The 26,475-nt window shown below is 68.9% G+C and carries 24 protein-coding genes; 17 read left to right on the forward strand and 7 right to left on the reverse strand.

Annotated features, from left to right (window positions below; genetic code table 11):
• Positions 1–16: 16 nt before the first annotated feature.
• Both recJ and ACTJLF_RS11870 read right to left on the reverse strand, forming a co-directional pair.
• Positions 17–1,828 carry a single-stranded-DNA-specific exonuclease RecJ gene (gene recJ, locus ACTJLF_RS11865; protein ID WP_440883137.1) on the reverse strand — a complete coding sequence of 604 codons (1,812 nt, stop codon included), beginning with the start codon at positions 1,826–1,828 and terminating at the stop codon, positions 17–19.
• Complete coding sequence (locus ACTJLF_RS11870) at positions 1,825–2,793, reverse strand: hypothetical protein (RefSeq protein WP_019654368.1); 969 nt, start codon at positions 2,791–2,793, stop codon at positions 1,825–1,827. The genes recJ and ACTJLF_RS11870 overlap by 4 nt, the downstream gene beginning before the upstream one ends.
• Before the next feature lie 55 nt (positions 2,794–2,848).
• On the opposite strand from ACTJLF_RS11870, the gene ACTJLF_RS11875 reads away from it, so the two are divergent.
• Together ACTJLF_RS11875 and lolD are read left to right on the forward strand one after the other, a co-directional pair.
• Positions 2,849–4,105, forward strand: a complete 1,257-nt coding sequence (locus tag ACTJLF_RS11875; RefSeq protein WP_019654367.1) for a lipoprotein-releasing ABC transporter permease subunit — start codon at positions 2,849–2,851, stop codon at positions 4,103–4,105.
• A complete protein-coding gene (gene lolD / locus ACTJLF_RS11880; protein WP_440883138.1) occupies positions 4,098–4,775 on the forward strand; it encodes a lipoprotein-releasing ABC transporter ATP-binding protein LolD in 678 nt (225 codons plus the stop codon). Before ACTJLF_RS11875 ends, lolD begins: the two co-directional genes overlap by 8 nt.
• A 132-nt stretch (positions 4,776–4,907) precedes the next feature.
• Here the strand turns inward: lolD and ACTJLF_RS11885 are convergent, their stop codons facing one another.
• Positions 4,908–5,675: a sigma-70 family RNA polymerase sigma factor gene (locus ACTJLF_RS11885; protein WP_440883139.1), complete on the reverse strand. Its 768-nt coding sequence runs from the start codon at positions 5,673–5,675 to the stop codon at positions 4,908–4,910.
• A 103-nt stretch (positions 5,676–5,778) separates the two neighbouring features.
• On the opposite strand from ACTJLF_RS11885, the gene ACTJLF_RS11890 reads away from it, so the two are divergent.
• Complete coding sequence (locus ACTJLF_RS11890; RefSeq protein WP_409327442.1) at positions 5,779–6,408, forward strand: ATP-dependent Clp protease proteolytic subunit; 630 nt, start codon at positions 5,779–5,781, stop codon at positions 6,406–6,408.
• 94 nt (positions 6,409–6,502) lie between these two features.
• Here the strand turns inward: ACTJLF_RS11890 and ACTJLF_RS11895 are convergent, their stop codons facing one another.
• Complete coding sequence (locus ACTJLF_RS11895) at positions 6,503–6,892, reverse strand: RidA family protein (protein ID WP_019654363.1); 390 nt, start codon at positions 6,890–6,892, stop codon at positions 6,503–6,505.
• Between the two features lie 214 nt (positions 6,893–7,106).
• On the opposite strand from ACTJLF_RS11895, the gene ACTJLF_RS11900 reads away from it, so the two are divergent.
• The 10 genes from ACTJLF_RS11900 (at position 7,107) to ACTJLF_RS11945 (ending at position 18,463) form a co-directional block, all read left to right on the forward strand.
• A complete protein-coding gene (locus ACTJLF_RS11900; RefSeq protein WP_132752369.1) occupies positions 7,107–8,681 on the forward strand; it encodes an ABC transporter substrate-binding protein in 1,575 nt (524 codons plus the stop codon).
• 20 nt (positions 8,682–8,701) lie between these two features.
• On the forward strand, positions 8,702–9,970 hold the full coding sequence (locus tag ACTJLF_RS11905) for a lactonase family protein (RefSeq protein ID WP_440883140.1): 1,269 nt from the start codon (positions 8,702–8,704) through the stop codon (positions 9,968–9,970).
• Positions 9,971–9,981: 11 nt separating this feature from the next.
• Complete coding sequence (locus ACTJLF_RS11910) at positions 9,982–10,923, forward strand: ABC transporter permease (protein WP_126182888.1); 942 nt, start codon at positions 9,982–9,984, stop codon at positions 10,921–10,923.
• A 139-nt stretch (positions 10,924–11,062) separates the two neighbouring features.
• Positions 11,063–11,902: an ABC transporter permease gene (locus ACTJLF_RS11915; protein ID WP_019654359.1), complete on the forward strand. Its 840-nt coding sequence runs from the start codon at positions 11,063–11,065 to the stop codon at positions 11,900–11,902.
• Between the two features lie 115 nt (positions 11,903–12,017).
• On the forward strand, positions 12,018–13,055 hold the full coding sequence (locus tag ACTJLF_RS11920; RefSeq protein WP_126182703.1) for an ABC transporter ATP-binding protein: 1,038 nt from the start codon (positions 12,018–12,020) through the stop codon (positions 13,053–13,055).
• A gap of 154 nt (positions 13,056–13,209) precedes the next feature.
• Positions 13,210–14,163, forward strand: coding sequence for an ABC transporter ATP-binding protein (locus ACTJLF_RS11925; RefSeq protein ID WP_126182704.1), 954 nt, complete (start codon positions 13,210–13,212; stop codon positions 14,161–14,163).
• 134 nt (positions 14,164–14,297) lie between these two features.
• Entirely contained in the window at positions 14,298–15,602 is a 1,305-nt protein-coding gene (locus ACTJLF_RS11930; protein ID WP_440883141.1) for an amino acid deaminase, read from the forward strand.
• 26 nt (positions 15,603–15,628) lie between these two features.
• A complete protein-coding gene (locus ACTJLF_RS11935; protein WP_019654355.1) occupies positions 15,629–16,540 on the forward strand; it encodes a MurR/RpiR family transcriptional regulator in 912 nt (303 codons plus the stop codon).
• Positions 16,537–18,018, forward strand: coding sequence for an N-acyl-D-amino-acid deacylase family protein (locus tag ACTJLF_RS11940; protein ID WP_440883142.1), 1,482 nt, complete (start codon positions 16,537–16,539; stop codon positions 18,016–18,018). Before ACTJLF_RS11935 ends, ACTJLF_RS11940 begins: the two co-directional genes overlap by 4 nt.
• Before the next feature lie 259 nt (positions 18,019–18,277).
• A complete protein-coding gene (locus ACTJLF_RS11945) occupies positions 18,278–18,463 on the forward strand; it encodes a hypothetical protein (RefSeq protein ID WP_019654353.1) in 186 nt (61 codons plus the stop codon).
• Positions 18,464–18,499: 36 nt separating this feature from the next.
• On the opposite strand, the gene ACTJLF_RS11950 is transcribed toward ACTJLF_RS11945, so the two are convergent.
• Positions 18,500–19,462, reverse strand: a complete 963-nt coding sequence (locus tag ACTJLF_RS11950; RefSeq protein WP_440883236.1) for a LysR family transcriptional regulator — start codon at positions 19,460–19,462, stop codon at positions 18,500–18,502.
• A 133-nt stretch (positions 19,463–19,595) separates the two neighbouring features.
• Between ACTJLF_RS11950 and ACTJLF_RS11955 the strand changes: the two genes are divergently transcribed.
• Together ACTJLF_RS11955 and ACTJLF_RS11960 are read left to right on the forward strand one after the other, a co-directional pair.
• On the forward strand, positions 19,596–20,492 hold the full coding sequence (locus ACTJLF_RS11955; RefSeq protein WP_440883143.1) for an amino acid ABC transporter substrate-binding protein: 897 nt from the start codon (positions 19,596–19,598) through the stop codon (positions 20,490–20,492).
• 3 nt (positions 20,493–20,495) lie between these two features.
• On the forward strand, positions 20,496–21,794 hold the full coding sequence (locus tag ACTJLF_RS11960; RefSeq protein WP_019654350.1) for an aminotransferase class V-fold PLP-dependent enzyme: 1,299 nt from the start codon (positions 20,496–20,498) through the stop codon (positions 21,792–21,794).
• Here the strand turns inward: ACTJLF_RS11960 and ACTJLF_RS11965 are convergent.
• Positions 21,763–23,442, reverse strand: coding sequence for a SulP family inorganic anion transporter (locus ACTJLF_RS11965; protein WP_440883144.1), 1,680 nt, complete (start codon positions 23,440–23,442; stop codon positions 21,763–21,765). The two genes, ACTJLF_RS11960 and ACTJLF_RS11965, sit on opposite strands and share 32 nt — an antisense overlap.
• Before the next feature lie 122 nt (positions 23,443–23,564).
• Between ACTJLF_RS11965 and ACTJLF_RS11970 the strand changes: the two genes are divergently transcribed.
• Both ACTJLF_RS11970 and ACTJLF_RS11975 read left to right on the forward strand, forming a co-directional pair.
• On the forward strand, positions 23,565–24,194 hold the full coding sequence (locus ACTJLF_RS11970) for a DUF4337 domain-containing protein (RefSeq protein ID WP_354406515.1): 630 nt from the start codon (positions 23,565–23,567) through the stop codon (positions 24,192–24,194).
• Positions 24,195–24,365: 171 nt separating this feature from the next.
• Complete coding sequence (locus ACTJLF_RS11975) at positions 24,366–24,629, forward strand: hypothetical protein (protein WP_145761250.1); 264 nt, start codon at positions 24,366–24,368, stop codon at positions 24,627–24,629.
• 28 nt (positions 24,630–24,657) lie between these two features.
• Here the strand turns inward: ACTJLF_RS11975 and ACTJLF_RS11980 are convergent, their stop codons facing one another.
• Positions 24,658–26,466 (reverse strand): thiamine pyrophosphate-requiring protein, encoded by a 1,809-nt coding sequence (locus tag ACTJLF_RS11980; protein ID WP_440883145.1) that lies wholly within the window; start codon positions 26,464–26,466, stop codon positions 24,658–24,660.
• Positions 26,467–26,475: the final 9 nt, after the last annotated feature.

Here is a 26,475-nt window from a genome sequence, read left to right on the forward strand (position 1 = left end):
CGCTCCTCCCGACCGCCTAGAACTCCGCACCCTCGACCAGGAAGCGCAGCCGCCGCACCCCCTGCCACTCGTCGGCGTCGAGCCGGAACGCCAGCTTGACCTTCGGCGGCAGCGGCTCGGTGTGGCTGAACCACATCGCGTCGATGGGCTGGCCCTGGTGCCTGAGCTTGAGCGACAGGTGCTTCTCGCCCACCAGCCGCTGCGACACCACTTCCACCTCCTCGCTGAAGGTGGGCGGCGCGAAGCCCTGGCCCCACACCTCGCGATGCAGCGTGTCGACGAGGTCGATGCGCATGTACTCGCGTGCGATGGGGCCGTCGGTCTCGATCTGGCGCGTGAGCGCGGATTCGGCCAGCAGCTCGCGCGCGACCTGCGCGAAGCCCTTCTCGAAGGTCTCGAAGTGCTCGCGCGCGACGGTGCAGCCCGCGGCCATCGCGTGGCCGCCGAAGCGCAGCAGCACGCCCGGATGGCGCTTGGCCACGAGGTCGAGCGCATCGCGCAGGTGGAAGCCCGGGATCGAGCGGCCCGAGCCTTTCAGCTCCTGCTCCTTGCCCGGCGCGCCGCTCGCGGCAAAGACGAAGGTGGGGCGGTGGAAGCGGTCCTTGATGCGCGAGGCCACGATGCCGACCACGCCTTCATGGAAGCCCGCGTCGAACACGCTGATGGCCGGCGGCGGCGCCTCGATGCCGTCGCCATCGGCGGCGAACAGCGATTCGGCCAGCAGCAGCGCCTGGTCGCGCATCCCGCCCTCGATGTCGCGCCGCTCGCGGTTGATGCCGTCGAGCATGCGCGCGAGTTCCTCGGCGCGGCCGGCGTCGTCGGTCAGCAGGCATTCGATGCCCAGCGTCATGTCCGAAAGCCGGCCCGCGGCGTTGATGCGCGGGCCGAGCGCGAAGCCGAAGTCGAAGGTGGTGGCGATGGACGCGTTGCGCCCGGCAGCCTTGAACAGCGCCGCGACACCGGCAGGCATGCTTCCCGCGCGGATGCGGCGCAGGCCCTGCGCCACGAGGCGGCGATTGTTGGCATCGAGCCGAACCACGTCGGCGACCGTGCCCAGTGCGACGAGCGGCAGCAGCGCATCGAGCTTGGGCTGGGGTTTGCCTGCCCCCCGGCTTGCCACTTCGTGTGCTTCGCCACTCCCTGAGGGGGAGGCTGGCCCGCCTTGGGGCGGCCCGGCGGCGGGCGCAGGCGTGTCGAACACGCCGCGCCGGCGCAGCTCGGAGCGCAGCGCGAGCAGCACGTAGAACATCACGCCGACGCCGGCGATGCTCTTGCTCTCGAAGCCGCAGCAGGGCTGGTTGGGGTTGACCAGCACGTCGGCCGCGGGCAGCTCGGGCCCGGGCAGGTGGTGGTCGGTCACCAGCACCTGCAGGCCGCGCGCCTTGCCAGCGGCCACGCCCTCGACGCTGGCGATGCCGTTGTCGACGGTGATGAGCATGTCGGCGCCGCTCGCGGCCACGCGCTCGGCGATGGGCGGCGTGAGGCCGTAGCCGTCGACCACGCGGTCGGGCACGAGGTAGCTCACGTTCTTCGCGCCCAGCAGGCGCAGGCCGCGCACGCCGACCGCGCAGGCGGTGGCGCCGTCGCAGTCGTAGTCGGCAACGATGCACAGGCGCTTGTCCTGCGCGATGGCGTCGGCCAGCAGCGCGGCGGCTTCGCGGGTGCCGTGCAGGGTGTCGGGTGGCAGCAGCAGCGCGAGGCCGTCGTCCAGTTCTTCCTTGGCACGCACGCCGCGCGCCGCGAACAGCCGCGCCAGCAGCGGATGAACGCCGGCCTGCTCCAGCGCCCAGACGGTGCGCGGGGGGATGTCCCTGGCTATGATTTTCATAGCGCCTCCAGAACGCCGGCCGCACGCTTGCGCTCGAACAGGCTCTTCGCCCAGCGCGCCAGGCCGCGCGGCTGCACGGTGTAGCGCTGTGAGGCGCGGTCGCCGCACAGCGTGAGCGACACGTCGTTCGCGCCGCGCGTGTACTCGGCCAGCAGCGCGGCGACGGGGCCGGCATCGAGCGCCTGCCAGGCCTCGGCCCAGCCGATGCCGTCGTCGCGCAGCGCGGCGGTGCGCAGAGAGTCGTCGGCGGCCGGTGCGACGGCGGTTGCTGCCGCTTCGTTCTTCAGCGCGCCGGTGCCGGCGAGCCAGAAGGAGTTGATGGGCGGCACGCCGCGCGCGGCGCGGTCGTCGTTCACGCGCTGGGTGTACAGCAGCATCTGCATCTCGTTCTGCAGCCGGCGTAGCGGCCGCGCGGCATCGGCCAGCGGCGACCACTGCGAGACGGGGTAGCCCACGGCGCGGTCGATGGAAGCAGTGGCCAGCCCGTCGAAGATGCCCGCGCGCGCCAGCCAGCGGCCGGGCACGGGCGAGGCATGCAGTGCGATGCCGTCCTCCTCGAAGAAGGGGCGGGCGGCTTCCAGCAGTGCGGCCGACTCGCCGGCGTCGATCTCGATGGAGGCCGGATCGCCCAGCACCACGTCGTCGATGCCGACCTGCCAGTTGCACAGCGTGACGGTGCCCCAGCCCTCGGTGTCGCCCGGCGCGGCGATGCCCAGCCGGCGCGCTTCTAGCGCGGCCCAGGGAATGCAGCCGTCGGGCGCGGAGATGCCCAGCGCCTGCGCCAGCGCGCGTTCATGCGGAGGCGAGCGCGTGCTTTCGTCCTGCGTGTCGGTCTCCGCGAGGGTGAGCCGCGAGAGCAGGTTTTCGAGATTGGGGAGCCTGAGCGTGGAGAGGGCCGCGCGGCATGACGGGGAACCGCGGCCGGCGAAAGGGATCAGCAATTGGCGTGGGGAGGTTTCGGCCATCCCCCTATTGTCCGGGAAGCCCCAGGGTTGCCCGGAATGCCACAATTCCGACCCTATGCGACTTCCTTATGAACTGCAGCTCGGCTGGCGCTACACGCGTGCAGGCCGGGCGACGCGGCGCAACGGCTTCATCTCCTTCATCTCCGGTGTCTCGATGCTCGGCATCGCGCTGGGCGTGGCGGCGCTGATCATTGTGCTCAGTGTGATGAACGGCTTCCAGAAGGAAGTGCGCGACCGCATGCTCGGCGTGGTGTCGCACATCGAGATCTTCTCGCGCGACGGGCAGGCGCTGCAGCAGCTCGACCAGATCATGGCGGCGGCGCGCAAGCACCCCGAGGTGGTCGGCGCGGCGCCCTTCATCAACACGCAGGCGCTCATCGCGCGCGGCGAGGACATGAAGGGCACGCTGGTGCGCGGCATCGACCCGAAGCTCGAGCCCGAGGTCACCGACATCAACGGCATCGCCTCGCGCGGCACCTTCGACAAGCTCGTGCCGGGCCAGTTCGGCATCGTGCTCGGCGCGGAACTCGCGCGCTCGCTCTTCGTGCAGCCGGGCGACCAGGTCACGCTGGTGGCGCCGGGCGGGCAGGTCACGCCGGCGGGCGTGGTGCCTCGGCTCAAGCAGTTCACCGTGGTCGGCACCTTCGACTCGGGCCACTACGAATACGACTCCGCGCTGGCCATGGTGCACGAGCAGGACGCCGCCAAGGTGTTCCGCCTCGAAGGCCCCACCGGCATCCGCCTGAAGCTCAAGAACCTCAACGAGGCGCGCGAGGTGGCCGACCAGCTGGCGGTGAGCCTGCCGGGCGAGTTCCTCATCCGCGACTGGACGCGCCAGAACAAGACCTGGTTCGCGGCGGTGCAGGTCGAGAAACGCATGATGTTCATCATCCTCACGCTGATCGTGGCGGTGGCGGCCTTCAACCTGGTCTCCACGCTCGTGATGACCGTGACCGACAAGCGCGCCGACATCGCCATCCTGCGCACGCTGGGCAGCTCGCCGCGCAGCATCATGGGCATCTTCGTGGTGCAGGGTGCGATGGTCGGCGTGATCGGCACCGTGGCCGGCCTGCTGCTGGGCCTGGGCATCGCCTACAACATCGACGTGATCGTGCCCTTCCTGGAGCAGCTGTTCCATGCGAGCTTCCTGCCGAAGGACATCTACCTGATCAGCAAGATGCCCAGCGATCCGCAGCAAAGCGACATCGTGCCCATCGCGATCATTTCCCTAGTGCTGGCCTTCGTCGCCACGCTGTATCCGAGCTGGCGCGCCAGCCGCGTGAACCCCGCCGAAGCCCTGCGTTATGAGTGAAGTTGTACTGAAGGCCCGTGGACTGACCAAGCGGTTCCACGAGGGCAGGCTCGACCTGACCGTGCTGCACGGCATCGACCTCGACGTGCACGCCGGCGAGACGCTGGCCATCGTCGGCGCCTCCGGCTCCGGCAAGAGCACGCTGCTGCACCTGATGGGCGGGCTCGACGAGCCCACCACCGGCAAGGTCGAGCTGCTGGGCAAGGACATCGCCCACGCCGATCCGGCCGAGCAGGGGCGGCTGCGCAATCAGCACCTGGGCTTCGTCTACCAGTTCCACCACCTGCTGCCCGAATTCAGCGCGCTGGACAACGTGGCCATGCCACTGAAGATCCGCCGCGTCGAGAAGCAGGCCGCCGCGCAGTCGGCCGCGAAGATCCTCGAGAGCGTGGGCCTGGGCCAGCGCCTGCACCACCGCCCCGCCGAACTCTCGGGCGGCGAGCGCCAGCGCGTGGCGATCGCGCGCGCTCTGGTCACGCAGCCGGCCTGCGTATTGGCCGACGAGCCCACCGGCAACCTCGACCGAAGCACCGCCGACACCGTCTTCGAACTGATGCTCGACCTCGCACGCCGGCACGGCACCGCCTTCGTGATGGTGACGCACGACCAGGACCTGGCGAAGCGCTGCGACCGGGTGCTGCAGCTGGTGGCGGGGCGATTGGCGGGTTGATACCGGTCTTTGTCTTTCTCCCTCCCCCGCTGGGGGAGGGCAGGGGTGGGGGCACGGCGGCGTTCAACAAAGCACTGCGCCGAACAACCGCAGCTTGCCCCCATCCCAACCTTCCCCCAGAGGGGGAAGGGGCTAATACGACAGGGCTGCTTCGGCCTCTTCGTCCGTCTGCCTTGCATCGAGCGGCAAGACACACAGCACCTTGCCTCCCAGCGTGAGCACGAGTCCAAGCCGGCCGCCCATCTGCATCACCTGGCAGACGGTGCGTGGTGTTTCACCGGCCGCGCTCGCAGACATCGACAAGGCCCGCGCAGGCGGCTGCCGCAGCATCGCGAACAACACGCGCGCATCGCAGTCCTGCAGCGCCTGCCGGTAGACATGGAAGACCGTGTCCGAGGAGCCGGCTTCATCCCGGCTCTTTTCCTCGCGCAGCCGCAGCAGTGCGCGATGCAGCTGCTGCCTGCAGGCCGCCTCGGTCCTGCCGGCGGCCTCGGCGATTTCCCTGAAGCTGGCTTCGAAGACTTCGCGCAGCAGCACCGCGGCGCCGTCGGCCGGCGATAGCTTCGCGGCGACAAGGCGCAAGGCCTGATCGATGGATTCGGCCTGCGCAGCCTCGCTCTCCGCCGAAGGCGCCTCGGATGCGAGCCCCTCGGCATCGCGCAGCCAGCGCTGCATCCAGCCGTCGCGACGCAGCCGGTCGATCGCGAGGTGCTGCATCACGGTCGTCAGCCAGGCCTGCATCGATTCGGGCCCGGGCCTTTCGCCGGCTTCCAGCGCGCGCAGGTAGCTCTCTTGCACCACGTCCTCGGCATCGGCCGGGCCGCCGAGCATGCGCGCCGCCGCGCGGACCAGCCGGCCGCGCAGTGCCGGGAATTGCGAGAGGTAGTGTTCGTCGAGCATCCGCACAGCTTGCCATGGTGCGCAAAGCCCGTGCAATGCCCGCGCAATGTCACGAAACTGTGGGCTTGTTCGTCAAGACAGTCCAACCACAGGAGCTTTCTTCATGCAGCAACCCACCATGCCCATGTTCTCGATGGGATCCGACGAAGACGACACCAAGCCCGCCGCCACGGCCGAGCCGCGCAACTCCTACCTGGAAGAAAAGGCGTTCAAGTCGCGCACGCTGCTGATCTTCGGCGCCATCACCGATTCGGTGGCCGCCGACGTGACGCGCCGGCTGATCGCGCTGGACGCCGACAGCGCCGCGAAGCCCATCGACATTCTCGTGAGCTCGCCCGGCGGGCACCTGGAGTCGGGCGATGCCATCCACGACATCGTGCGTTTCATCAGCGCGCCGGTGAACATGATCGGCACCGGCTGGGTGGGCAGCGCGGCCACGCACCTGTTCCTGGCGGCACCGCGCGAGCGCCGCGTGTGCCTGCCCAACACGCGCTTCCTGATCCACCAGCCCAGCGGCGGCGCGGGCGGCCAGGCGACCGACATCGCCATCCAGGCCCAGGAAATCATCAAGGCCCGCCAGCGCATCGCGCACGAGATCGCTCGCGAGACCGGCAAGCCCATCGACGTGGTGCTGGCCGACATCGAGCGCGACCGCTGGCTCTCGGCCGAGGAGGCGGTGGAGTACGGGCTGGTCTCGCGGATCATCCAGCGCAAGACCGAATTGCACGGCTGAAGGCGCAAGACCGGACGCAACAAAAGCGAATCCGGAAGAATTTTCCGGGTCTTACTTTCGCGCTCTTCGCGTCCGGCTGTCCGATCCCGCTTTCTCAGGCCTTGGGCTTGTAGGCCACCACGTCGATCTCCACCCGCGCATCGACCATCAGCCGCGCCTCGGTGGTCGAGCGGGCCGGCTTGTTCTCACCGAAATAGCTCATGTAGATGCGGTTGAAGGCACCAAAGTCGCGCGCGTCCTGCAGCCAGCAGGTGCTCTTGCAGACGTCGTCGAGGGTGGCGCCAGCCAGCGCGAGCACGGACTTGATGTTCTCCATCACCTGGCGCGTCTGCGCCTCGATGCCGCCCACCACGATCTCGCCGTCCTTGTTCACGGGCACCTGGCCCGAGACGTAGATGAAGTCGCCGGCGCGCACGGCCGGGGAGAAGGGGCGGACCTGGCGGTCGGAGGCAAGGGGCGGGGCGCCGAGGTATTCGAGGGGCATGGGTACTCCTGAGTAGTGGTTGAAGGAAGAAGGGAAGGAACAAGGAAACAAGGGCTGGAGCCAGCCGCGAGTATCCCTCTGATTTGAAAATCTATTTCAAAAAATCGTCCGAACGAGGGTTAACACGGATGATTTGGCATGGATACTGCTTCAAAGTCCGGGCCAGAGAGAAAATTTCTTTCACAAATCAGTCCGCCCCATGAAGGAGTTCCCCATGCCCCACGTCGGTCCCGTCCAGCGCCTGCCCATGCTGTCCAAGCGCAGCCTGCTGGGTGCCTCCCTGCTCGCGGTGCTGTGCGCCGCGCTGCCCCACCAGAGCGTCCATGCCCAGGGGCCGCGCAATTTCGCCACGCTGGCGATGGTGGCGGAGCCGCAGACGCTCGACCCGATGGCTTCCACCGCAGACCTGGTCGGAACCATCATGCAGCACGTGTACGAGACGCTCTACACCTTCGACGCCAAGTGGAACGTGGTGCCGATGCTGGCCGAGGGCATGCCGAAGATCTCGGCCGACGGCAAGACCTACGCCATCACCCTGCGCAAGGGCGTGATGCTGCACAGCGGCCGCGAGCTCACGGCCGACGACGTGGTGGCCAGCCTGCAGCGCTGGATGGACCAGTCGCCGCGCGGCAAGGCCGTGGGCAAGGAAATCGACAGCCTCAAGGCCAAGGGCCCGCTGGCGGTGGAGATCGTGCTGAAGGAACCCTACGCGCCGCTGCTGTCGCAGCTCGCGCTGCCCAGCGGCATGGCCGCCATCATGGCCAAGGACTCCATCGCCTCGCCGCTGAAGGAGTTCGTGGGCACAGGCCCCTACAAGTTCAAGGAGCGCCGCCCCGACCAGTTCGTGCTGCTCACCCGCTTCGACAAGTACAGCCCGCGCAAGGAGGCCGCCAGCGGCTATGGCGGCAAGCGCGAGGCGGCCATCGAGGAGCTGCGCTTCGTGCCCGTGCCCAACGCCAGCACCCGCGTCGAGGGCGCGCTGGCCGGCCAGTACGACTTCGCCGACCTGCTGCCGGTGGAAGCGCTGCCGCGGCTGGAGAAGTCGGGCGGCAAGACCGTGCCGATCATGACGCCCTCGTTCGGCTTCCCGTACCTCGTGCTCAACACCAAGGAAGGCGTGGCAGCCAGCCAGCCTGTGCGCCAGGCGATCCAGACCGCGCTGGGCGAAGGCGAGATGCTCGCCGCCGGCTTCGGCGATACGCGCTTCTTCACCGCCGAGCCCAACCACTTCCCGAAGGGCTCGCCCTTCTATTCGACCGCGGGCGCCGACCAGTACAACCAGCGCAACGCCGCCAAGGCCAAGGAAGCCGCCGCCAAGGCCGGCTACAAGGGCGAGCCGATCCGCGTGCTCACCAGCCGCCAGTACGACTTCCACTACAACATGGCGCTGCTGATGGCCGAGCAGCTCAAGCGCGCCGGCTTCAAGGTCGACCTCAACGTGGTCGACTGGGCCACGCTGGTGCAGCGGCGCAACGACGCCAAGCTGTGGGACATCTACGTCACCCACTCGGGGCAGTTCCCCGAGCCCATGCTCTCGCCGCCGCAGCTCGGGGACGGCGCGCCCGGCTGGTGGGAAACGCCTGCCAAGAAGTCGGCGCTGCAGGCCTTCAACGTCGAGAGCGACCCCGCCAAGCGCGGCGCGCTGTGGGGCAAGGTGCAGCAGGTGGTGTACGACGAGGTGCCGTACATCAACGTCGGCAAGTTCAACGGCCTCTCGGCCAAGAGCCCGGCGCTGGACAACTACCAGCCCGCGACCTGGCCGTTCTTCTGGAACGCGAAGATCAAGTAAGAAGGCGGAGACACACAGCCATGCCGTCGCGTCGCCAACTCCTGCAAGCCAGCGCACTGGCCTCCGGCCTCGGGGCTCTGGGCCTCGAACCTTCCCTTGCCTTCGCCGCCCGGGCTGCCGCCCAGGGCCCGGTCTACGCCTACGTCGGCACCTACAGCGACGGCGGCAAGCCGTGGCGCGGCGGCCGCGGACAGGGCGTGCACCAGTTCGTGCTCGACAGCGCCACCGGCGCGCTCAAGCCCATTCCCGGCGCACCGGCGGCCGTGGCAGGCACGGGAGAGGGCGCGAAGCTGCGCAACCCCGCCTCGCTCGCGCGCCACCCGAAGCTGCCGATGCTCTATGCGGCCAACGAGTTCGAGGCCGGCTCGGTCTCGGCTTTTCGTATCGGTGCAGACGGCGCGCTGAGCTTCGTCTCCGAGACGCCCTGCGGCGGCAAGGACCCTGCCTACATCAGCGTGCACCCCGACGGCCGCTTTCTCTTCACCGCCAACTACGCGAGCGGCGACGTCAGCGTGCTCGCGCTACGCGCCGACGGCACGCCCGACCCTGCCGTCGCAGCCGTCGTCTACAAGGACGCGGAAGCCTGCGGCGCCGGCACGCCCTGCAAGCCCGGCGCCGACGTGGTGCCGCAGGCCGCGCGCTCGCACGAAGGCTTCGCCACCAGCGACCACGACGGCCCGCACGCGCACATGGTGCATGCCGACCCGAAGGGCAACTTCGTGCTCGTGGCCGACCTGGGGCTCGACCGCGTCATCTCCTACCGCTTCGACCGCGCCACCGGCGTGCTGAGCCAGCCGAGCACCGTGGCCGTGTCCGAAAGCTCCGGCGCGCGCCACTTCGTGTTCCACCCGAACGGCAAGTGGCTCTACCTGGTGAACGAGGAGGCCTCGACCATCGCCTTCATGCGCTACGACGACGCCACCGGCGTGCTCACGCTGGTGAACGAGACCTCGGCGCTGCCCAAGGGCTTCAAGGGCACGAGCTACGCATCGGGCATCCGCATGCTGCCCGACGGCCAGCACTTCGTGTCGCTCAACCGGCTGCATGACTCGATCTCGATCTTCAAGGTCGACGCCCGCACCGGCGCGCCCTCGCTGGTGCGAGAGGAATGGTCGCGCGGCAACTACCCGCGCAGCTGCACGCTCGACCCCAGCGGCAGGTTCCTCTACGTGTGCCACAACAAGCAGGGCGACAACGTGACGGTCTTCCGCGTGAAGGGCGGCGACATTCAGTTCACCGGGCAGTACATCGCGGTCGGTTCCGCTGCGGCCCTCGAGTTTTCAGCGTGATGAAGAAATCGCTGTTCCGCTACATCGCCTCTCGCGTCGCGGGCATGCTGGTCGTGCTCGCCATCGTGGCGGTGCTGGTCTTCGTGCTCACGCGCGCCGCGTCGGGCGACCCGGTCTCGGTGCTGCTGGGCGACCAGGCCACCGCGGCCGACATCGCCCGCGTGCAGAAGGAATACGGCCTCGACAAGCCGCTGCCCGTGCAGTTCGGCTACTGGCTGCGCGAGGTGCTGCAGGGCAACCTGGGCCAGTCGATCTTCCTGCAGCGCCCCGTGACGCAGGCGCTGTGGGAGCGCTCCGAGCCCACCGCGCTGCTCGCTTTGATGGCGGTGGCCATCGCGGCGCTGATCGGCGTGCCGTGCGGCATCGTGTCGGCGGTGTTCCGGGGGCGCGCGGTCGACCAGCTCTTCACCGGCATCGCGATGCTGGGTGCCAGCATCCCGAGCTTCTGGCTCGGCATCGTGCTGATCCAGATCTTCGCCGTGTCGCTGGGCTGGTTCCCGGTGTCTGGCTACGGCGCGCCCGATGCGCCCTTCGCCGAGCGCCTGCATGCGCTGGTGCTGCCGGCCGCCGTGCTGGGCCTGCTGAACTCGGCGCTCATCATCCGTTTCACCCGCGCCTCGATGCTCGACGTGCTCGGCGAGGACTACGTGCGCACCGCGCGTTCCAAGGGCCTGAGCGAGGGCACCGTGGTGCTCAAGCACGCGCTGCGCAATGCGCTGGTGCCCATCGTCACGGTGATCGGCCTCACGATCGCGCTGATGATCGGCGGCGCCGTCATCACCGAGACCGTCTTCGGCCTGCCGGGCGTGGGCAACCTCGTGGTCAGTGCGGTGCTGCGGCGCGACTATCCGGTGATCCAGGGGGCGCTGCTCGTCATTGCGGCGATCTACGTGCTCATCAATTTCTCCATCGACCTGCTGTACGCGGTGGTCGACCCGCGCGTCAAAGTATGAATACCCCCAGGCTTGCCCACTTCGTGTGGCCTCCAACCCCCTTGCAGGGGGCAATACCAGCGGCCCGGCAGAGCCGGTTCCGCGGTATTTCTGGAATCGGCTCCTCGACCCTTTGTATTGCTGTGGCTGGAGGCATCTGATGCAAATGCCCCGAATGCTCCGCCAGCTGATGCACAGACGCATCGTGATGGTGTCCGCGCTGGTGCTGCTGGTGATCGCGGTGCTCGCGATCGGCGCGCCGCTGTTCGCTTCCATCGACCCCAACGACACGGCCGTGCTCGAACGCCTGAAGGCGCCGAGCGCCGAGCACCTGCTCGGCACCGACGAACTCGGCCGCGACCTCTATTCGCGCATCGTGCATGGCGCGCGCTACTCGCTGGCCATCGCCGCGCTCACCGCGCTGGGCGCCGTGATCGCCGGCACCGTGCTGGGCCTGATGGCGGGCTTCTTCCGCCGGCTCGATGCGCCGCTGATGCGCGTGGTCGACGCGATGATGTCCTTCCCCGACATCCTGCTGGCCATCGCGCTGGTGGCCATCCTCGGGCCCTCGCTGGTCAACACGGTGCTGGCGCTGGTGCTGGTCTACACGCCGCGCGTGGCGCGGGTGGTGCGGGCCTCCACGCTGGTGGTGCGCGAACTGCTCTTCGTGGAAGCGGTGCGCGCGCTGGGCGTGCGCACCTCGCGCATCCTGTGGCGGCACATCCTGCCGAACCTGATGTCGCCGATCCTGGTGCAGGTGTCGTTCATCTTCGCCTACGCCATCCTGGCCGAGGCGGGGCTCTCGTTCCTCGGCGTGGGTGTGCCGCCCGAGATTCCGACCTGGGGCACGATGGTCGCGGGCAGCCAGCAGTACGCGCACCAGGCCTTCTGGGTGGTGCTGTTCCCGGGGCTCGCGATCATCTTCACGGCGCTGTCTCTGCAGCTGCTCGGCGACGGCGTGCGCGACCTGCTCGACCCCAAGCTGAAAAAGACGGCATGAAAGCACTCCCCCAGGCTTGCTCACTGCCTGTGGCCGTCGACCCCTTCGCCGGGGGCGATGCCTGCGGCCCGGCAAGGCCGGCTCTGCGGTATTCCGCGCGAAAGGCATATCCGAGATGAACACCGCTTCCAATTCCCCGCGCCTCACGGTCAGCCACCTGAGCACCAGCTTCCCGACCGAGGACGGCCTGGTGCGCTCGGTGGCCGACGTGAGCTTCTCGATCCAGCCCGGCAAGACGACCGCGCTGGTCGGCGAGTCGGGCTCGGGCAAGTCGGTCACCAGCCTCACGCTGATGCGCCTGTTGCCCAAGACCGCCAACGCGCAGGTCAGCGGCAGCGCTTCCTTCGTGACGCGCGAGGGCAAGACGCTCGACCTGCTGGGCATCGGCGAGCGCGAGATGCGCTCGCTGCGCGGCAACCAGCTGTCGATGATCTTCCAGGAGCCGATGACCAGCCTGAACCCGGTGTTCACCATCGGCGAGCAGATCGCGGAGAGCGTGCGCCTGCACAAGGGGCTCGACCGCAAGGCGGCGCTGGCGCATGCGCAGCGCATGCTGGAGCTGGTGGAGATTCCGGCCGCGGCGCAGCGCATCCACGAGTACCCGCACCAGCTCTCGGGCGGCATGCGCCAGCGCGCGATGATCGCCCTGGCCATGGCCTGCGACCCGACGCTGCTGATCGCCGACGAGCCCACCACCGCGCTCGACGTGACCATCCAGGCGCAGATCCTCGAGCTCATGCGCCGGCTGCAGGCCGAGACGGGCATGAGCATCCTGTTCATCACGCACAACCTGGGCGTGGTCGCGCACCATGCCGACGACGTGGTCGTGATGTATTCGGGCCGCGTGGTCGAGAGCGCGCCGGTGCGGCCGCTGTTCGCGCAGCCCGAGCACCCGTACACGCAGGGCCTGCTGGCCTGCCTGCCGGGCAAGGCGCGACAGCCCGGCCAGCCCAAGCCCAGGCGCCTGTTCGCCATTCGCGGCCAGGTGTCGAGCCCGCTCGCGCCGCCGCCGGGCTGCGCCTTCGAGCCGCGCTGCGATCTGGCGTTGGCCGAATGCAGCGCGGGGATGCCGCCGCTGCTGGACATCCGGCAGGGGCGGCAGGCGCGATGCGTTCGTGTGCAGCCTGAAGCAACGCTGGCGAGGGCTGCATGAGTCGCACCCCGCTCCCGTCTTGCTCCCTCCCCCTCTGGGGGAGGGCCGGGGTGGGGGCACGCGGCCTTTCCACCGCCGCGACAGTCTCCATCGCTCCTAGCCCCCATCCCAACCCTCCCCCAGAAGGGGAGGGAGCCAATACCCAAAGTCCACGATGACCACCGCAGCCCCCCTCATCGAAGTCCGCGCCCTCAAGAAGTACTTCGGCAGCAGCGACCGCCCGGTGCGCGCGGTGGACGACGTGTCCTTCGCGATCCACCCCGGCGAGACGCTGGGCCTGGTCGGCGAATCGGGCTCGGGCAAGAGCACCATCGGCCGAACCGTGCTGCGCCTGCTGGAGCGCAGCGGCGGCCAGGTGCTCTATCGCGGCGACGACATCGGCGAACTCTCGGCCGAGCGCATGCGCCGGCTGCGCAGCAAGCTGCAGATCATCTTCCAGGACCCGTACGCCAGCCTGAACCCGAAGATGCGCATCGGCGCGATCCTCGGCGAGGCGCTGTCCACGCACGGCCTGCACAAGGGGGCGGCGGCGCGCGAGAAGCGCATCGCCGAGCTGCTCGAGACCGTCGGCCTGCGTGCAGAGCATGCGAACCGCTTCCCGCACGAGTTCTCGGGCGGGCAGCGCCAGCGCATCGGCGTGGCACGGGCGCTGGCCGTGGAGCCCGAGTTCATCGTGGCGGACGAGCCGCTGTCGGCGCTGGACGTGTCCATTCAATCGCAGGTCATCAACCTGCTGGCCGACCTGCGCGAGCGGCTGGGCCTGACGATGCTCTTCATCTCGCACGACCTCGACGTGGTCGAGTACCTGTGCGACCGCGTGGTGGTGCTGTACCTCGGCAAGGTGATGGAAGTCGCCACCACCGAGGAGCTGTTCGCGCGCCCATCGCATCCCTACACCCGCGCGCTGCTGGCTGCGAGCCCGAAGCCCGATCCGGAGATGGCGACCGAGCGCATTGCGCTCAAGGGCGACATCCCGAGTCCCATCTCGCCGCCTTCGGGCTGCGTGTTCCGCACGCGCTGCCCGCATGCCGCAGAAGCCTGTGCGCAGACGGTGCCACCGCTCGAAGAGATTTCGGCGGGACACTACAGCGCCTGCATCAAGTTATGACCAAACCCCCAGTCTTCGCGCACTTCGTGTCGCGTGCGCCTTCCCCCTTGCAGGGGGCAACACCTGCGGCCCGGCAAAGCCGGTTCCGCGGTGTTTCACGAACATGCGATGACAACAATGAACCCTGAGACTCAATGAACACTCCGCTCGTCATGAACGACTTCACAGACCCGCTGCTGGGCAGCAACTTCAAGGGCTATCCGCGCACCGCCGCGCCGCGCCGCCGCAGCGAGATCGGCGCCGCCGGCTGGAACGTGCTGGCCGGCGACCTGCCGCTGCCGCTGGCCGTGCTCAAGCGCGAGGCGCTCGAGCACAACCTGGCTTGGATGCAGTCGCGTGTGCGCGAGTGGGGCATCGACCTCGCGCCGCACGGCAAGACCACCATGTCGCCGCAGCTCTTCCAGCGCCAGCTCGACGCCGGCGCCTGGGGCCTGACCTTCGCCACCGTCACGCAGCTGGCGGTGGGCGTGGCGGCCGGCGCGCGCCGCACGCTCATCGCCAACCAGGTGGTGAGCGACGAGGACCTGGCCGGCATCCAGATGCTGCTGAGCAAGCACCCCGACCTGCGCATCGTGTTCCTGGTCGACTCGCTGGCGCAGCTGGCGCTGATCGAGGACTGGTCGAAGCGCCATCCTTCGAGCGTGCCCTTCGAGGTGATGATCGAGATCGGCGTGGACGGTGCGCGCACCGGCTGCCGCACGCACGAGGAAGCCGTGGCGCTGGCCACGAGGCTGCGCGCGAGCGACGCGGTCAAGCTCGTGGGCATCGAGTGCTACGAAGGGCAGGGCGCCACTGGCCAGAGCGAACCCGACACCGCCTACGCCAAGGCGCTGATGGACCGCGTGGAAGCCGTGGCGCGCCATTGCGACGAGAACAGTCTCTTCGAGACCGGCGAGGTGCTGGTCTCGGCCGGCGGCTCGGCCATCTTCGACCTCGTGGCCGGCCGGCTCAAGCCCGCGCTGGGTGCGCCGGTGCGCGGCCTGCTGCGCTCGGGCTGCTACGTCACGCACGACCACGGCTTCTACAAGCGCATGGTGAGCGCGGTGGATGAGCGCCTGGGCTGCAACTGCGGCGAAAGCCTGGTGCCGGCGATGGAAGTCTGGGCCACCGTGCAGTCGCGCCCGGAGCCGGGTCTGGCGATCCTGGCGGTGGGCAAGCGCGACATTTCCTTCGACCTCTCGCTGCCCGTGCCCATCGCACGCGCGGCGCGCGGCGTGCTGCAGCCGCAGGGCGTGCCCGCCGGCTGGAAGATCACCGCGCTGAACGACCAGCACGCCTACCTGCGCTGGGAAGCGAACGAGGAAGCCGAGGCGCCGAAGGTCGGCGACCGCGTGGGCCTGGGCATCTCCCACCCCTGCACCACCTTCGACAAATGGCACTGGATGCCGGTCGTCGAGCAGGACTACCGCGTGAGCGACGCGGTGGCCATGCATTTCTGAGAGAGCGACTTCCCGAGCGCATTCCGATGACCCCATCACTGCTCCAGAGGATCGCGGACATCCGCAGCGACGCACCGGCGACGCGGCGCGCGATCCTCGACCTGATCCTCGAAGACCCCGACCGCGTGCTCGAAGAAAGCTTCGAGCAGCTGGCCGAGCGCTCGCGCAGTTCGGTGCCCACCATCATGCGGACCTGCCGAGACCTCGGTTTCGCTGGCCTGCGCGAATTCAAGCTCGCGCTCGCGCAGGAGCTCGCGCTGGGCGGCTCGCCGCTGCACCGCCGCGTGAACATCGAGGACGCGGCCGACGAAGTGGTCGGCAAGATCGCGCGCAGCGCGGCGGCCTCGGTCTCGGGCGTGCGCGGCCAGCTCGACATGCAGGTGCTCGACGGCGCCGTGGCGGCGATCGCGGCGGCGCCGCACGTCGACCTGTACGGCGCGGGCGCCACCTCGTGGTTCATGGCCAACGACCTGCAGGCGCGGCTCTTCCGCCTGGGCCTGTCGGCCAACGCATGGGCCGACTACCACCTGCAGCAGGTGGCCGGCGCGGCGCAGCGGCCGGGCGGCGTGGTCATCGCCATCTCGCACGTGGGCGGCATGCCCTCGCTGCTCGATGCGGTGGACATCGCGCGCGGGCAGGGCGCCAAGGTGGTCGCGCTCACGCGGCCGGGCACGGCGCTCGCGGCCAGGGCCGACTTCCTGCTGGGCCTGTCGGTGCCCGACGACGCGGTGATGCACGTGGGCATCGACGCCTACCTCACGCACCTCACGGTCATCGAGATCCTCACCGTGCTGGTGGCCCAGCGCCGCGGCGAGCCCGCGGTGCAGCGCCTGCAGCGTGCGCGCGAGGCCTTCCAGCGCCATGGCATCGACGCCACCACGCATCCGCTGCAGAGCTGGGACGGCGGCGGCGTGAACGACGGAGGGAGCGCATCGTGAGCGAAGACAACAAGAAGGCCGTGCTGCTGGAGGCCGGCCTGGTGGTCGACGGCTCGGGTGGCCCTTCGTGGCCGGGCGACGTGCTGCTGCAGGGCGACCGCATCGTCGCGCTGGGCGAGGGCCTGCGCGGGCGGCTGCCCGATGGCCTGGCGCTGGCAGAGGTCGAGGTGGTCGACTGCCGCGCGAAGGTGATCGCCCCCGGCTTCATCGATGCGCACACGCACGACGACGCCATCGTGCTGCGCGACCCGCTGTGCCTGCCGAAGGTGTCGCAGGGCATCACCACGGTGGTGACGGGCAACTGCGGCATCTCGCTGGCGCCGTACCGCACGCCGCAGTCGCTGCCGCCGCTCACGCTGCTGGGCGCCGATTCGTTCCGGCACGCGACCATGGCCGAGTACCGCGCCGCAGTCGATGAGACGCAGCCCGCGCTCAACGTGGCCGCGCTGGTCGGCCACACCACGCTGCGCTTCGCCGCCATGCAGGCGCTGGACCGTCCCGCCAATGCCGAAGAGCTGGCGCGCATGGAAGCGCTGCTCGACGGCTGCATGGCCGACGGGGCGCACGGCATGTCCTCGGGCCTGTTCTATGAAGAAGCCTTCGCGGCGCCCGCGGAGGAGGTGACCGCGCTGGCGCGCGTGGTGAGCCGCCACGGCGGCGTCTACGCCACGCACCTGCGCAGCGAGATGCAGCAGATCATCGAGGCGCTGCACGAGGCCGGCGACTGCGCCTTCGAGGCCGGCGTGCCGCTCGTCATCTCGCATCACAAGTGCGCGGGCCCCGCCAACTGGGGCCGCACGAAGGAGACGCTGCCGCTGATCGAGTCGCTCGCCCAGCGCCAGAAGATCGCGATGGACGTGTACCCCTATGTGGCCGGCTCCACCGTGCTGCGCGAGGACCTGGTGGATGGCGTGATCGACGTGCTGCTGACCTGGTCCGATCCGCATCCGGAGATGACGGGGCGGCTGGTCTCCGACATCGCGCGCGAATGGGGTGTGAGCGAGCAGGAGGCCTGCCTGAGGCTGAAGCCCGGCGGCGCCTGCTACTTCCAGATGCAGGAGGAGGACGTGGAGCGCGTCATCTCGCACCCGCTCACCATGATCGGCAGCGACGGTCTGCCGCACGACCGCCATCCGCATCCGCGCCTGTGGGGTGCCTTTCCGCGCGTGTTCGCACGCTACTGGCGCCAGCGACGGCTGTTCACGCTGGAGCAGGCGGTGCACAAGATGACCGGCATGACCGCGCGCAACCTGCGCATCGCCGACCGCGGCCTGCTGCGCGCCGGCACCATGGCCGACGTGGTGGTGTTCGACCCCGAGACCATCGCCGACACCGCCACCTACGACCAGCCGCACGGCGTGAGCCTGGGCGTGGAGCGGGTGTTCGTGAACGGCGTGCTGGCCTATCGCGGCGGCGAGCCCGAGGCCCGGGTGCTCGCGCGCGCGGGGCGGATGCTGACGCGGGGCAGCGCTAGCTAGGGCCCGCTCACATCGCGCCGCCGCCCCGGGGCGGCGGCGCCGGCGCTGTCGGCCTGGTCGCACCGGGCGCCTCGCAGCCAGCCTCCCTCCAGGCCTGGGCGGTCCCCGTGCCGGGGCTCGGGCTGCCGCCCCGGCCGCTCCATGCTGCACCGCAATATCTGCGCGGCTATAACCCTAAGACCGCTAAAGTTCTAACGCTCCTGGCAGAAATCAGTCAAACTGTGCACTTCCCAGCCGTCGAATTCCTACTGGAGCAAAGATGGACAAGGACGCCGAAGGCCTTGGCGCCGACTTCGAGTTGTGGCAACAGCTCACCGACGACTACGAAGTCGCTCTGGGTGCGCTAGCCCGTGGCGAGCCCGGCGCGCGAGAGCGGGTGGTTCGGCTGTCGCTGGCGCTGCAGCGGCTGCACCCCGATCTTTCCCCGGTCGGCGGCGACGGCTGAGCCAGCGTCAACAAGGCGTTTCCCCGTCGAAGGCGCTCAGGCCGGGCCGGATTCGCCGGATTCCTCCTTTTTCTCCCGTTCCTTTTCCTCCTCTCCCTGCGCCTGGAACATGCGCGCGAAGTCGCAGCATTCCTGCGCCAGCATCACGATCGACGAGGTGAGCGCGCTGCGGTGCTCGCCCTTGTGCATCGCCACATAGCGCACCACCGGCAGGGCCGGCGCCACCTCGATCACCGCGAGCATGCCCGCCGCAACCAGCGGCTGCAGGCACTCCCGGGGCAGGTAGCTCACGCCCAGGCCCGACACGGTGAGCCCGGTCAGCGCCACCAGATTGCTCACCACGATCACGTCGGAGGGCTGCACGCCCTGGTCCTTCATCCAGGCGTCGTAGGCGCGGCCGGTGCCGGAGTTGTTGCCCTGCACCAGCATGCGGTGGCGCGCCAGTTCGTGCAGCCGCATGGCGCCGCCGCTGGGTTGCGGCACCACGCCGGGCTTGCACATCCAGGCGCTTTTGACCTGGCCGATGACCTTGTGCGGAAGGCGCGAGTCGGCGAAGGTCTCGGGCACGATGACCAGGTCGAGCTCGTCGGCCAGCAGCTTGTCGCGCAGCTGCAGGCTGTCGTCCACGTCGGGCTCGAGGATCACCTTGGGGTAGTGCCGCCGGATCAGGCCGACCAGCCGCGGCAGCCAGGTCATCGCCGTCAGCTCGGTCACGCCGAGGCGGATGCGCCGCTCCACGACCTCCGGCTTGCCGAACTGCTCGATGGCCGCGTCGCGCTGCTCCAGCAGCTTGCGGGCGAGCACGAACATCTCCTCGCCCTTCTCGGTGAGGCGGGCGGTGCGCTGGCTGCGGTCGAAGAGCTCGGTGTCGAAGAGCTGCTCCAGCTCGTGCACACGCTTGGAGATGGCCGACTGCGAGGTGTGCAGCTGGTTGGCCGCCTGCGCGAAGCCGCCCAGCCGGGCGATCCAGTACAGGGCTTCGAGCTGCTTGAAGGTCATCACGGGAAGCTGGCTCCGGATTGAAAAGAACGCTTTTTCTCATGCGATTCGATCACAAAAAATCGCTTTTGGAAATTGATGGCGAGACCGAAGATTCGCCGGAACCACCTCATCGACCCTTCAAGGAACCGCCATGGACTTCAAGAAACTGCCCCCCGCGCTCGGACTCGCCCTTGTCTTCGCCAGCGGCGCTGCCGTCGCCCAGTACAGCGGCACGCTGCAGAAGATCAAGGACAGCGGCACGATCCAGATCGGCGCGCGCGACAGCCAGATCCCGTTCTCTTACAAGCTGGGTGCCGACGGCGACCCCATCGGCTTCACCAACGACATCTGCCTGAAGATCGTCGATGCGGTGAAGGCCAGGCTGGGCCTTGCGAAGATCGACGTGCGCTACTCCATGCTCAACTCGACCAACCGCATTCCGCTGCTGCAGAACGGCACCGTCGACCTCGACTGCGCGACCACCACCAACACCACGCAGCGCCAGCAGCAGGTCGACTTCGCGCCCAGCCACTTCGTGGCCAACATCACCGCCGCCGTGCGCAAGAACTCCGGCATCGACACGTTCGCCGACCTCAACGGCAAGAACGTGGCCACCGTCTCGGGCAGCACCTCGATCCAGCTGCTGCGCGTTGCGCGCAAGAGCGGCACCATCGAAGTCAACGAGATCCCCGGCAAGGACACCTCCGACGGCTTCCTGCGCCTGTCCAACGGCCGCGCCGACGCCTATGTGCTCGACGACGTGCAGCTCGCCGGCATGATCGCCAGCTCCACCAACCCGGGCGAGTACAAGATCCTGAAGGAATCGCTACGCCAGGAGCCCTACGGGATCATGCTGCGCAAGGACGACCCGCAGTTCAAGGCGCTGGTGGACGAGACCGTCACGGGCCTGATGAAGTCGGGCGCCATCGAACAGCTCTACACCAAGTGGTTCCTCTCGCCGATCCCTCCGCGCAACGCGAACCTCAACTTCCCGATGACCGACGCGGTGCGCGAGATCTACAAGAACCCGAACAACAAGGGCGTCTGAGCGATGGATTCCAAGCTGTCATCGAGCCATCCGAACGGGCTGGCCTTTTCCGACGCGCTCATGCGCGAGGTGAAGAGTCGCTTCCTGCAGGTCGACCACGACCACCACGGCCGCGAGCGCTTGTACTTCGACAACGCCGGCGGCTCCTTCCGCCTGAAGGCCGCGGCCGAGCGCTTCGCGCAGGTCGATGCCATTCCCGACAACACCGAGCGCATCCACGCCACCGCCGTCGAGCTGCAGCAGATCCAGGCCAGGGGCTGCGCCGACCTGCGCACCATCCTCAACGCCACCGGCGGCAGCGTGTACGCCTCGCTCACCGCCTCGGGCGCCATGTTCGACATGGTGCGCGCGGTGGCCGAGAACGTGCCGGGCACGAACATGGTCACCACCGTGCTGGAGCATCCGTCGGCCTTCGACGCGATGAGCCTCTACGCCCAGCGCCTGGGTCGCGAGCTGCGCGTGGCGAAGAGCAACCCCGTCACCGGCGGCGTCGACGTCGACGAGATCGTTCGGTTGGTCGACAAGGACACCTGCCTGCTCAACGTGATCCACGCGTCGAACATCTCGGGCGCCAAGCTCGACATGGAAGCCATCGTGCGCCGCGCGCGCGAGATCAAGCCTGACCTCTACATCCTGGTCGACGCCGTGCAGCACGCGCCGCACGGCCTCATCGACCTGCAGAAGACGCCGGTGGACGGCATTAACCTCGCGCCCTACAAGTTCTTCGGCTGCAGGGGCTCGGGGCTGTCGTGGATGTCCGACCGCGCGGCCGTGCTGCCGCACCACAAGCTCGCGGGCAAGAAGCCCGACTACTGGGACCTGGGCAGCGCCTCGCCATGGCAGTTCGCGGTGCTCACCGAGATCGTCGACTACGTCTGCTGGCTGGGCTCGCACTTCGCTGATGCCGCGGACAGGCGTGAGCTCTTCGTAGCGGGCATCACCCATATCGAGCTGCACGAGCGCGCGCTGCTGGCGGCCCTGCTCGACGGCACTGCGAACGCCGCCGGCATGCGCAGGATGGAAGGCGTCAACGTCTTCCTCGACTACGAGGACCTGAGCAAGCGCGACCTGATCCTGGGCATCGGCTTCGACCGCATCGACTGCACGCAGGCGGTGGTCGAGTATGCGAAGCGCGGCGTGACGGTCTACGAGCGCGTGGCGAGCAGCATCTACTCGAAGCGCATGCTCGAATCCTTCGGGCTCACGGGCACCGTGCGGGTGTCGCCGCTGCACTGCCATTCGATGGCGGACATCGAGAAGTTCCTGCGGATCACCCGGGAGATCGCCCGGAACGCGCAGTGATGCCGGGCGCCGTGCGCGGCACCGCATCGTCCACGCTCCACGGCGCGTACACCTCGGCATGCAGGTCGGGTGAATTCACCTTCGCGAGCAGGTCGCGCACGTCGTCCTTCACGCGCGCCAGCGAGAGGCGAAGGCCCCGCACGCGCACGTAGGCCGCGAAGTCGCACAGGGCCTCGATGCTGGTCGCGTCGAGGTCGGGCGACTCCTCCAGGCTCAGCACCATGCGCTGCAGGCCCGGCGCGGCGTCGATGCATGCGCGGATCGATGCGAACACCGCGTCCGCATTGCCGAAGAAAAGCGGCACCTCGGGCCGCGCGATCAGCACACCCGGAGGCACCACGGCCTCGGGGTGGCGCGCGATGTCGACGAAGTCGTGGCTCTGGCCCAGCCGCCCGAGCCAGCTCACCGTGGTGCGAGTGAAGCCGCGCAGCAGCAGCAGGATGCTCACGCCGATGGCCGCCAGCAGCCCGTTGAGCACGCCCAGCACCAGCACCGCGGCCACCGCCACCAGCGCCACCAGACGGTCGCGCCGCCACTGGAAGTAGGGCCGCAGCGCAGCCGGGTTCAGCGTGTGGCTCACCGCGTGGATCACGATGGCCGCCAGCAGCGGCTCGGGCGTGTGCGCGATCCACGGCAGCAGCGTGAGCACCGCCACCAGCACCACCAGCCCCGCCACGATGCCGGCCGCGCGGCTCCTGGCGCCCGCCGATTCGTTCGCCGATGTCGCCGAGTAGCCCGCGCCCACCGGCATGCCCTGGAACAGCGCCGACAGCAGGTTCGCTCCGCCCAGCGCGAGCAGGTCGTGGTTGGCCGACACGTTGTCGCCGTGGCGCATGGCGAAGGTGCGGATGGAGCCGTACGACTCGGCATAGAGGATCAGCGCCATCGCGAATGCCAGCCCGCCAAGGTTCTGCCACTGCGCGCGATCGAGCTGCGGCACCTTCGGATGCGAGAAGTCGAGCGATATCGGCCCCACCGCCGCCACGCCCCAGGCATGGCAGAAGCCCTGCGCGTCGAGCACGATGCCCGCCACGATCACCAGCAGCGCTGCCGGCACCGCGCGCCATCGTGCGAGGCCGCGCAGCAGCACCAGCGCCACCAGCGCCATGGCCGCGCCTGCGATGTTCCAGTGCCGCCATTCGGCCACCAGGCCCGCGAGGAGCCTGAAGAAATCGCTGTGCGCCGGATGCACGTCGAGCACCTTGGGCAGCTGCTTGACCACGATGGTGAGCGCCAGCCCCAGCGCGAAGCCGCGCAGCACGGGCTTGGCGATCAGGCTCGACACCGCGCCCAGCCGGGCGACGCCCGCGATCACGAAGAACACGCCGGCCAGCAGCACGATGCCCATGCCCATCGCAAGCCGCGTGGCGGCGTCCACGCCCGTCACCGAGGTGGTGGCCGCGAACAGCACCGCAGCCGAGGAGGAGGTGGCGGAAACGATTGCGAAGCGGCTGCTGCCGAAGAGGCCGTAGACCAGCAGCCCGGCGAAGAGTGCGATCACTCCGGCCTGCGGCGGCAGCCCCGCGATGCCCGAATAGGCCACCGCCTCCGGAAGCAGCAGGCCTGCGATGGAAATACCCGCCACGATGTCGGCGAAGCCGGGGCGGCGGGCGTTGGCTGTCGGTGTCGGCGAGGGTTCGGCGGCCATGGGCAGGCAAGTGTGCTGATGTCGTCCCATGCTTGCAATGGCTGGCGGACCGGAAGCTGACTCATCGAACGGGCATACTCGCGCGCGCCCGAAAAACCATATCTCTCTACAACAAGGATCCCATGTCAGGACACGGCTTTCACGTGCACGGCCCGCACGATCACGAACTCGAACACGCCGCATCGGGCGGCCATGGTCATGGCGATGGCCATCACGCGGCTCCGGCAGCGGAGCACTCCGGCGGCATGAGCATGACGAGCAAGATCGCCATGTGCACCGCCGTCATCGCCACCTTCGGCGCCATCTTCGCGTACATGGGCGGCGCCACGCAGGCCAACGCGGGCATCTACAAGAACAACGCTGCCATCAAGAAGACCGAGGCGTCGAACCAGTGGAATTACTTCCAGTCGAAGAGCACCAAGCAGGCCCTCGCCGAGTTCGCCCGCGACACCGCGACCGACGACGCGCGCAAGCAGGGCTGGCAGGCCAAGGTGGCGCGCTACGAGCAGGAGAAGACCGACATCCAGACCGAGGCGAAGAAGCTGGAGGCCGAGGCGGGCAAGTGGGACGCACAGTCGGATGAGCAGATGCACCAGCATCATCGGTGGGCGCAGGCGACTACCGTGCTGCAGGTTTCCATTGCCCTGGCTGCCATTGCGCTGTTGACGAAGAACAAGTGGCTGGAGCGGGCGATGTTCGGGGTGGCGGCTGCGGGGCTGGCGGTCGGGGTACTGGCTGCATTCCACCTCTGAGGCGGCTGGCACAGGCCCGAAAACCGGCCGGAAACCGGACAAGCGTCAAGAAACCCCGCCTGCGAAATGCCGTTTGGCGCTGCCCGCCGATGCGCGTATGGTGGGTTCGCTCGATGCTCGCGCCAATCCATCGATCCTGGTGGCCCGCATGTATCGGGTACCGAGGTGTGCGTGGATGGAAGTACCTTTGTCTATGACGGCCGGTCCGGACCCTGGGCCTGCACGATCTACCTTCTGACGCAGGAGGAGGGCAATTTCGCCGCCGTGGGCGATGTTGCCCTTGATGGCCGGCACCGCTGCAAGCTGGTGCTGTGCCAACCCCGCGTCCCCGTGGAAACCGGGCTTGATCTGCTGAAGCGCCGCTGCGTCGACTGGATCGAGCAGGTGGAGCGCCACGAGCAGGACTCTTCCCGCACGCAGCCGATTCCCGCCTGACCCTCTCGGGGGCCCTGGCAGGCACCGATCAGGCCGTCGTCTTCTCCGAGCGTCCTGCCGTGAAGCTGGCCCAGTACTCCCGCATCACCGCCTTCAGCGTCCGCATGCCCTCGGGGTCGCCCTGCCAGAGCGCGGAGAAGTACGCCTTGGCCTGTGCCAGCGAGACGTCCGGCGGCAGCGGCGGCACCGCGGCGTCGGTCACCATGTCGAGCAGCACCGGCCTGTCGGCCCTGAAGGCCGCATCCCAGGCGTCGCCGATGGCGTCGGGATTCTCGACGCGGATGCCTTCCAGCCCCAGCATCTGCGCGAAGCGCGCATAGGGAAAGTCGGGCAGCTCCTGCGAGGCATCGAACTTCGGGTCGCCGCCGAGCACGCGCTGTTCCCAGCTCACCAGGTTGAGGTCGCGGTTGTTGAGCACCATCACCACCAGCCGCGGATCGGCCCAGTCGCGCCACAGGCGTGCGATGGTGATGAGGCCGTTGATGCCGTTCATCTGCATCGCGCCGTCGCCCAGCAGCGCGACGACCGGGCGCTCGGGGTGCACGTGCTTCGCAGCGATCGCATACGGAACCGCCGGACCCATGGTCGCGAGCCCGCCGGAGAGGCTGGCCTTCATGCCGCGGCGCAGCTTGACGTCGCGCGCGTACCAGTTGGCGGCCGAGCCGCTGTCGCAGGTGATCACCGCGCTGTCGGGCAGGCGAGGGGAGAGCTCCCAGAACACGCGCTGCGGGTTGATCGGCGATGCGGGCACGTGCGCGCGCGCCTCGAGCACGCGCCACCAGCGCGCGACTTCGCTTTCGATGGAGGCGCGCCATGGCGATTCGGTCCTGCGCTCCAGCAGCGGCAGCAACGCCGCCAGCGTGGCGGCGCTGTCGCCCACGAGGCCCAGCTCCGACGGGTAGCGCAGGCCCAGCGCGCGTGCGTCGGTGTCGATCTGCACGCAGCGCGCCTGCCCTTCCTCGGGCAGGAACTCGGCATAGGGGAAGGACGAGCCGACGATCAGCAGCGTATCGCACTCTTCCATCATCCAGGAGCTCGGCCGCGTGCCGAGCACGCCGATGGAACCGGTCACGAATGGAAGGTCGTCGGGCACCGCGGCCTTGCCGAGCAGTGCCTTGGCGATGCCGGCGCCCAGGCACTCGGCCACGGCGATGAGTTCGTCGCCCGCATGGAGCGCACCGGCGCCCGCAAGGATCGCGACCTTGCTGCCCGTGTTGAGGATGTCCGCCGCGTACTGCAGTGCGTCGGGCGGCGGCACCACCGACGGCACGGTGGTGCCGATGCCGCTGTGCACCGTACCGTGCTCGCGCGGTGGCACCGGCACGGCGGGAAGGTCCTGCACGTCGTTCGGGAAGATCACGCAGGTCACGGTGCGGCGGTCGCGGGCGATGCGGAACGCCCGGTCGATGAGATGGCGCACCTGCTCGGCGCTGGTGGCCATCTGCACGAACTCGTGGGCCACGTCCTTGAAGAGCGAGACGAGGTCCACCTCCTGCTGGTAGTCGCCGCCGAGCGCGCTGCGCTTCTGCTGGCCGACCAGCGCAACCACCGGCTGGTGGTCGAGCTTCGCGTCGTAAAGGCCGTTGAGCAGGTGGATGGCACCCGGCCCCGATGTCGCCAGGCACACGCCCACCTCGCCCGAGAACTTGGCATGCGCGCACGCCATGAAGGCGGCCAGTTCCTCGTGGCGGGCCTGCACGAACTCGATGGCATCGCCCGCGCGGTCGAGCGCGCCCACGATGCCGTTGATGCCGTCGCCCGGATAGCCGTAGATGCGGCGCACGCCCCACTGGTGCATGCGCTCCACGACGAAATCGCCGACTGTGCTCGATGCCATGTTCCTGCC

The sequence above is a fragment of the Variovorax sp. 22077 genome (assembly GCF_052044195.1).
Taxonomy (GTDB): Bacteria; Pseudomonadota; Gammaproteobacteria; order Burkholderiales; family Burkholderiaceae_C; genus Variovorax; species Variovorax atrisoli.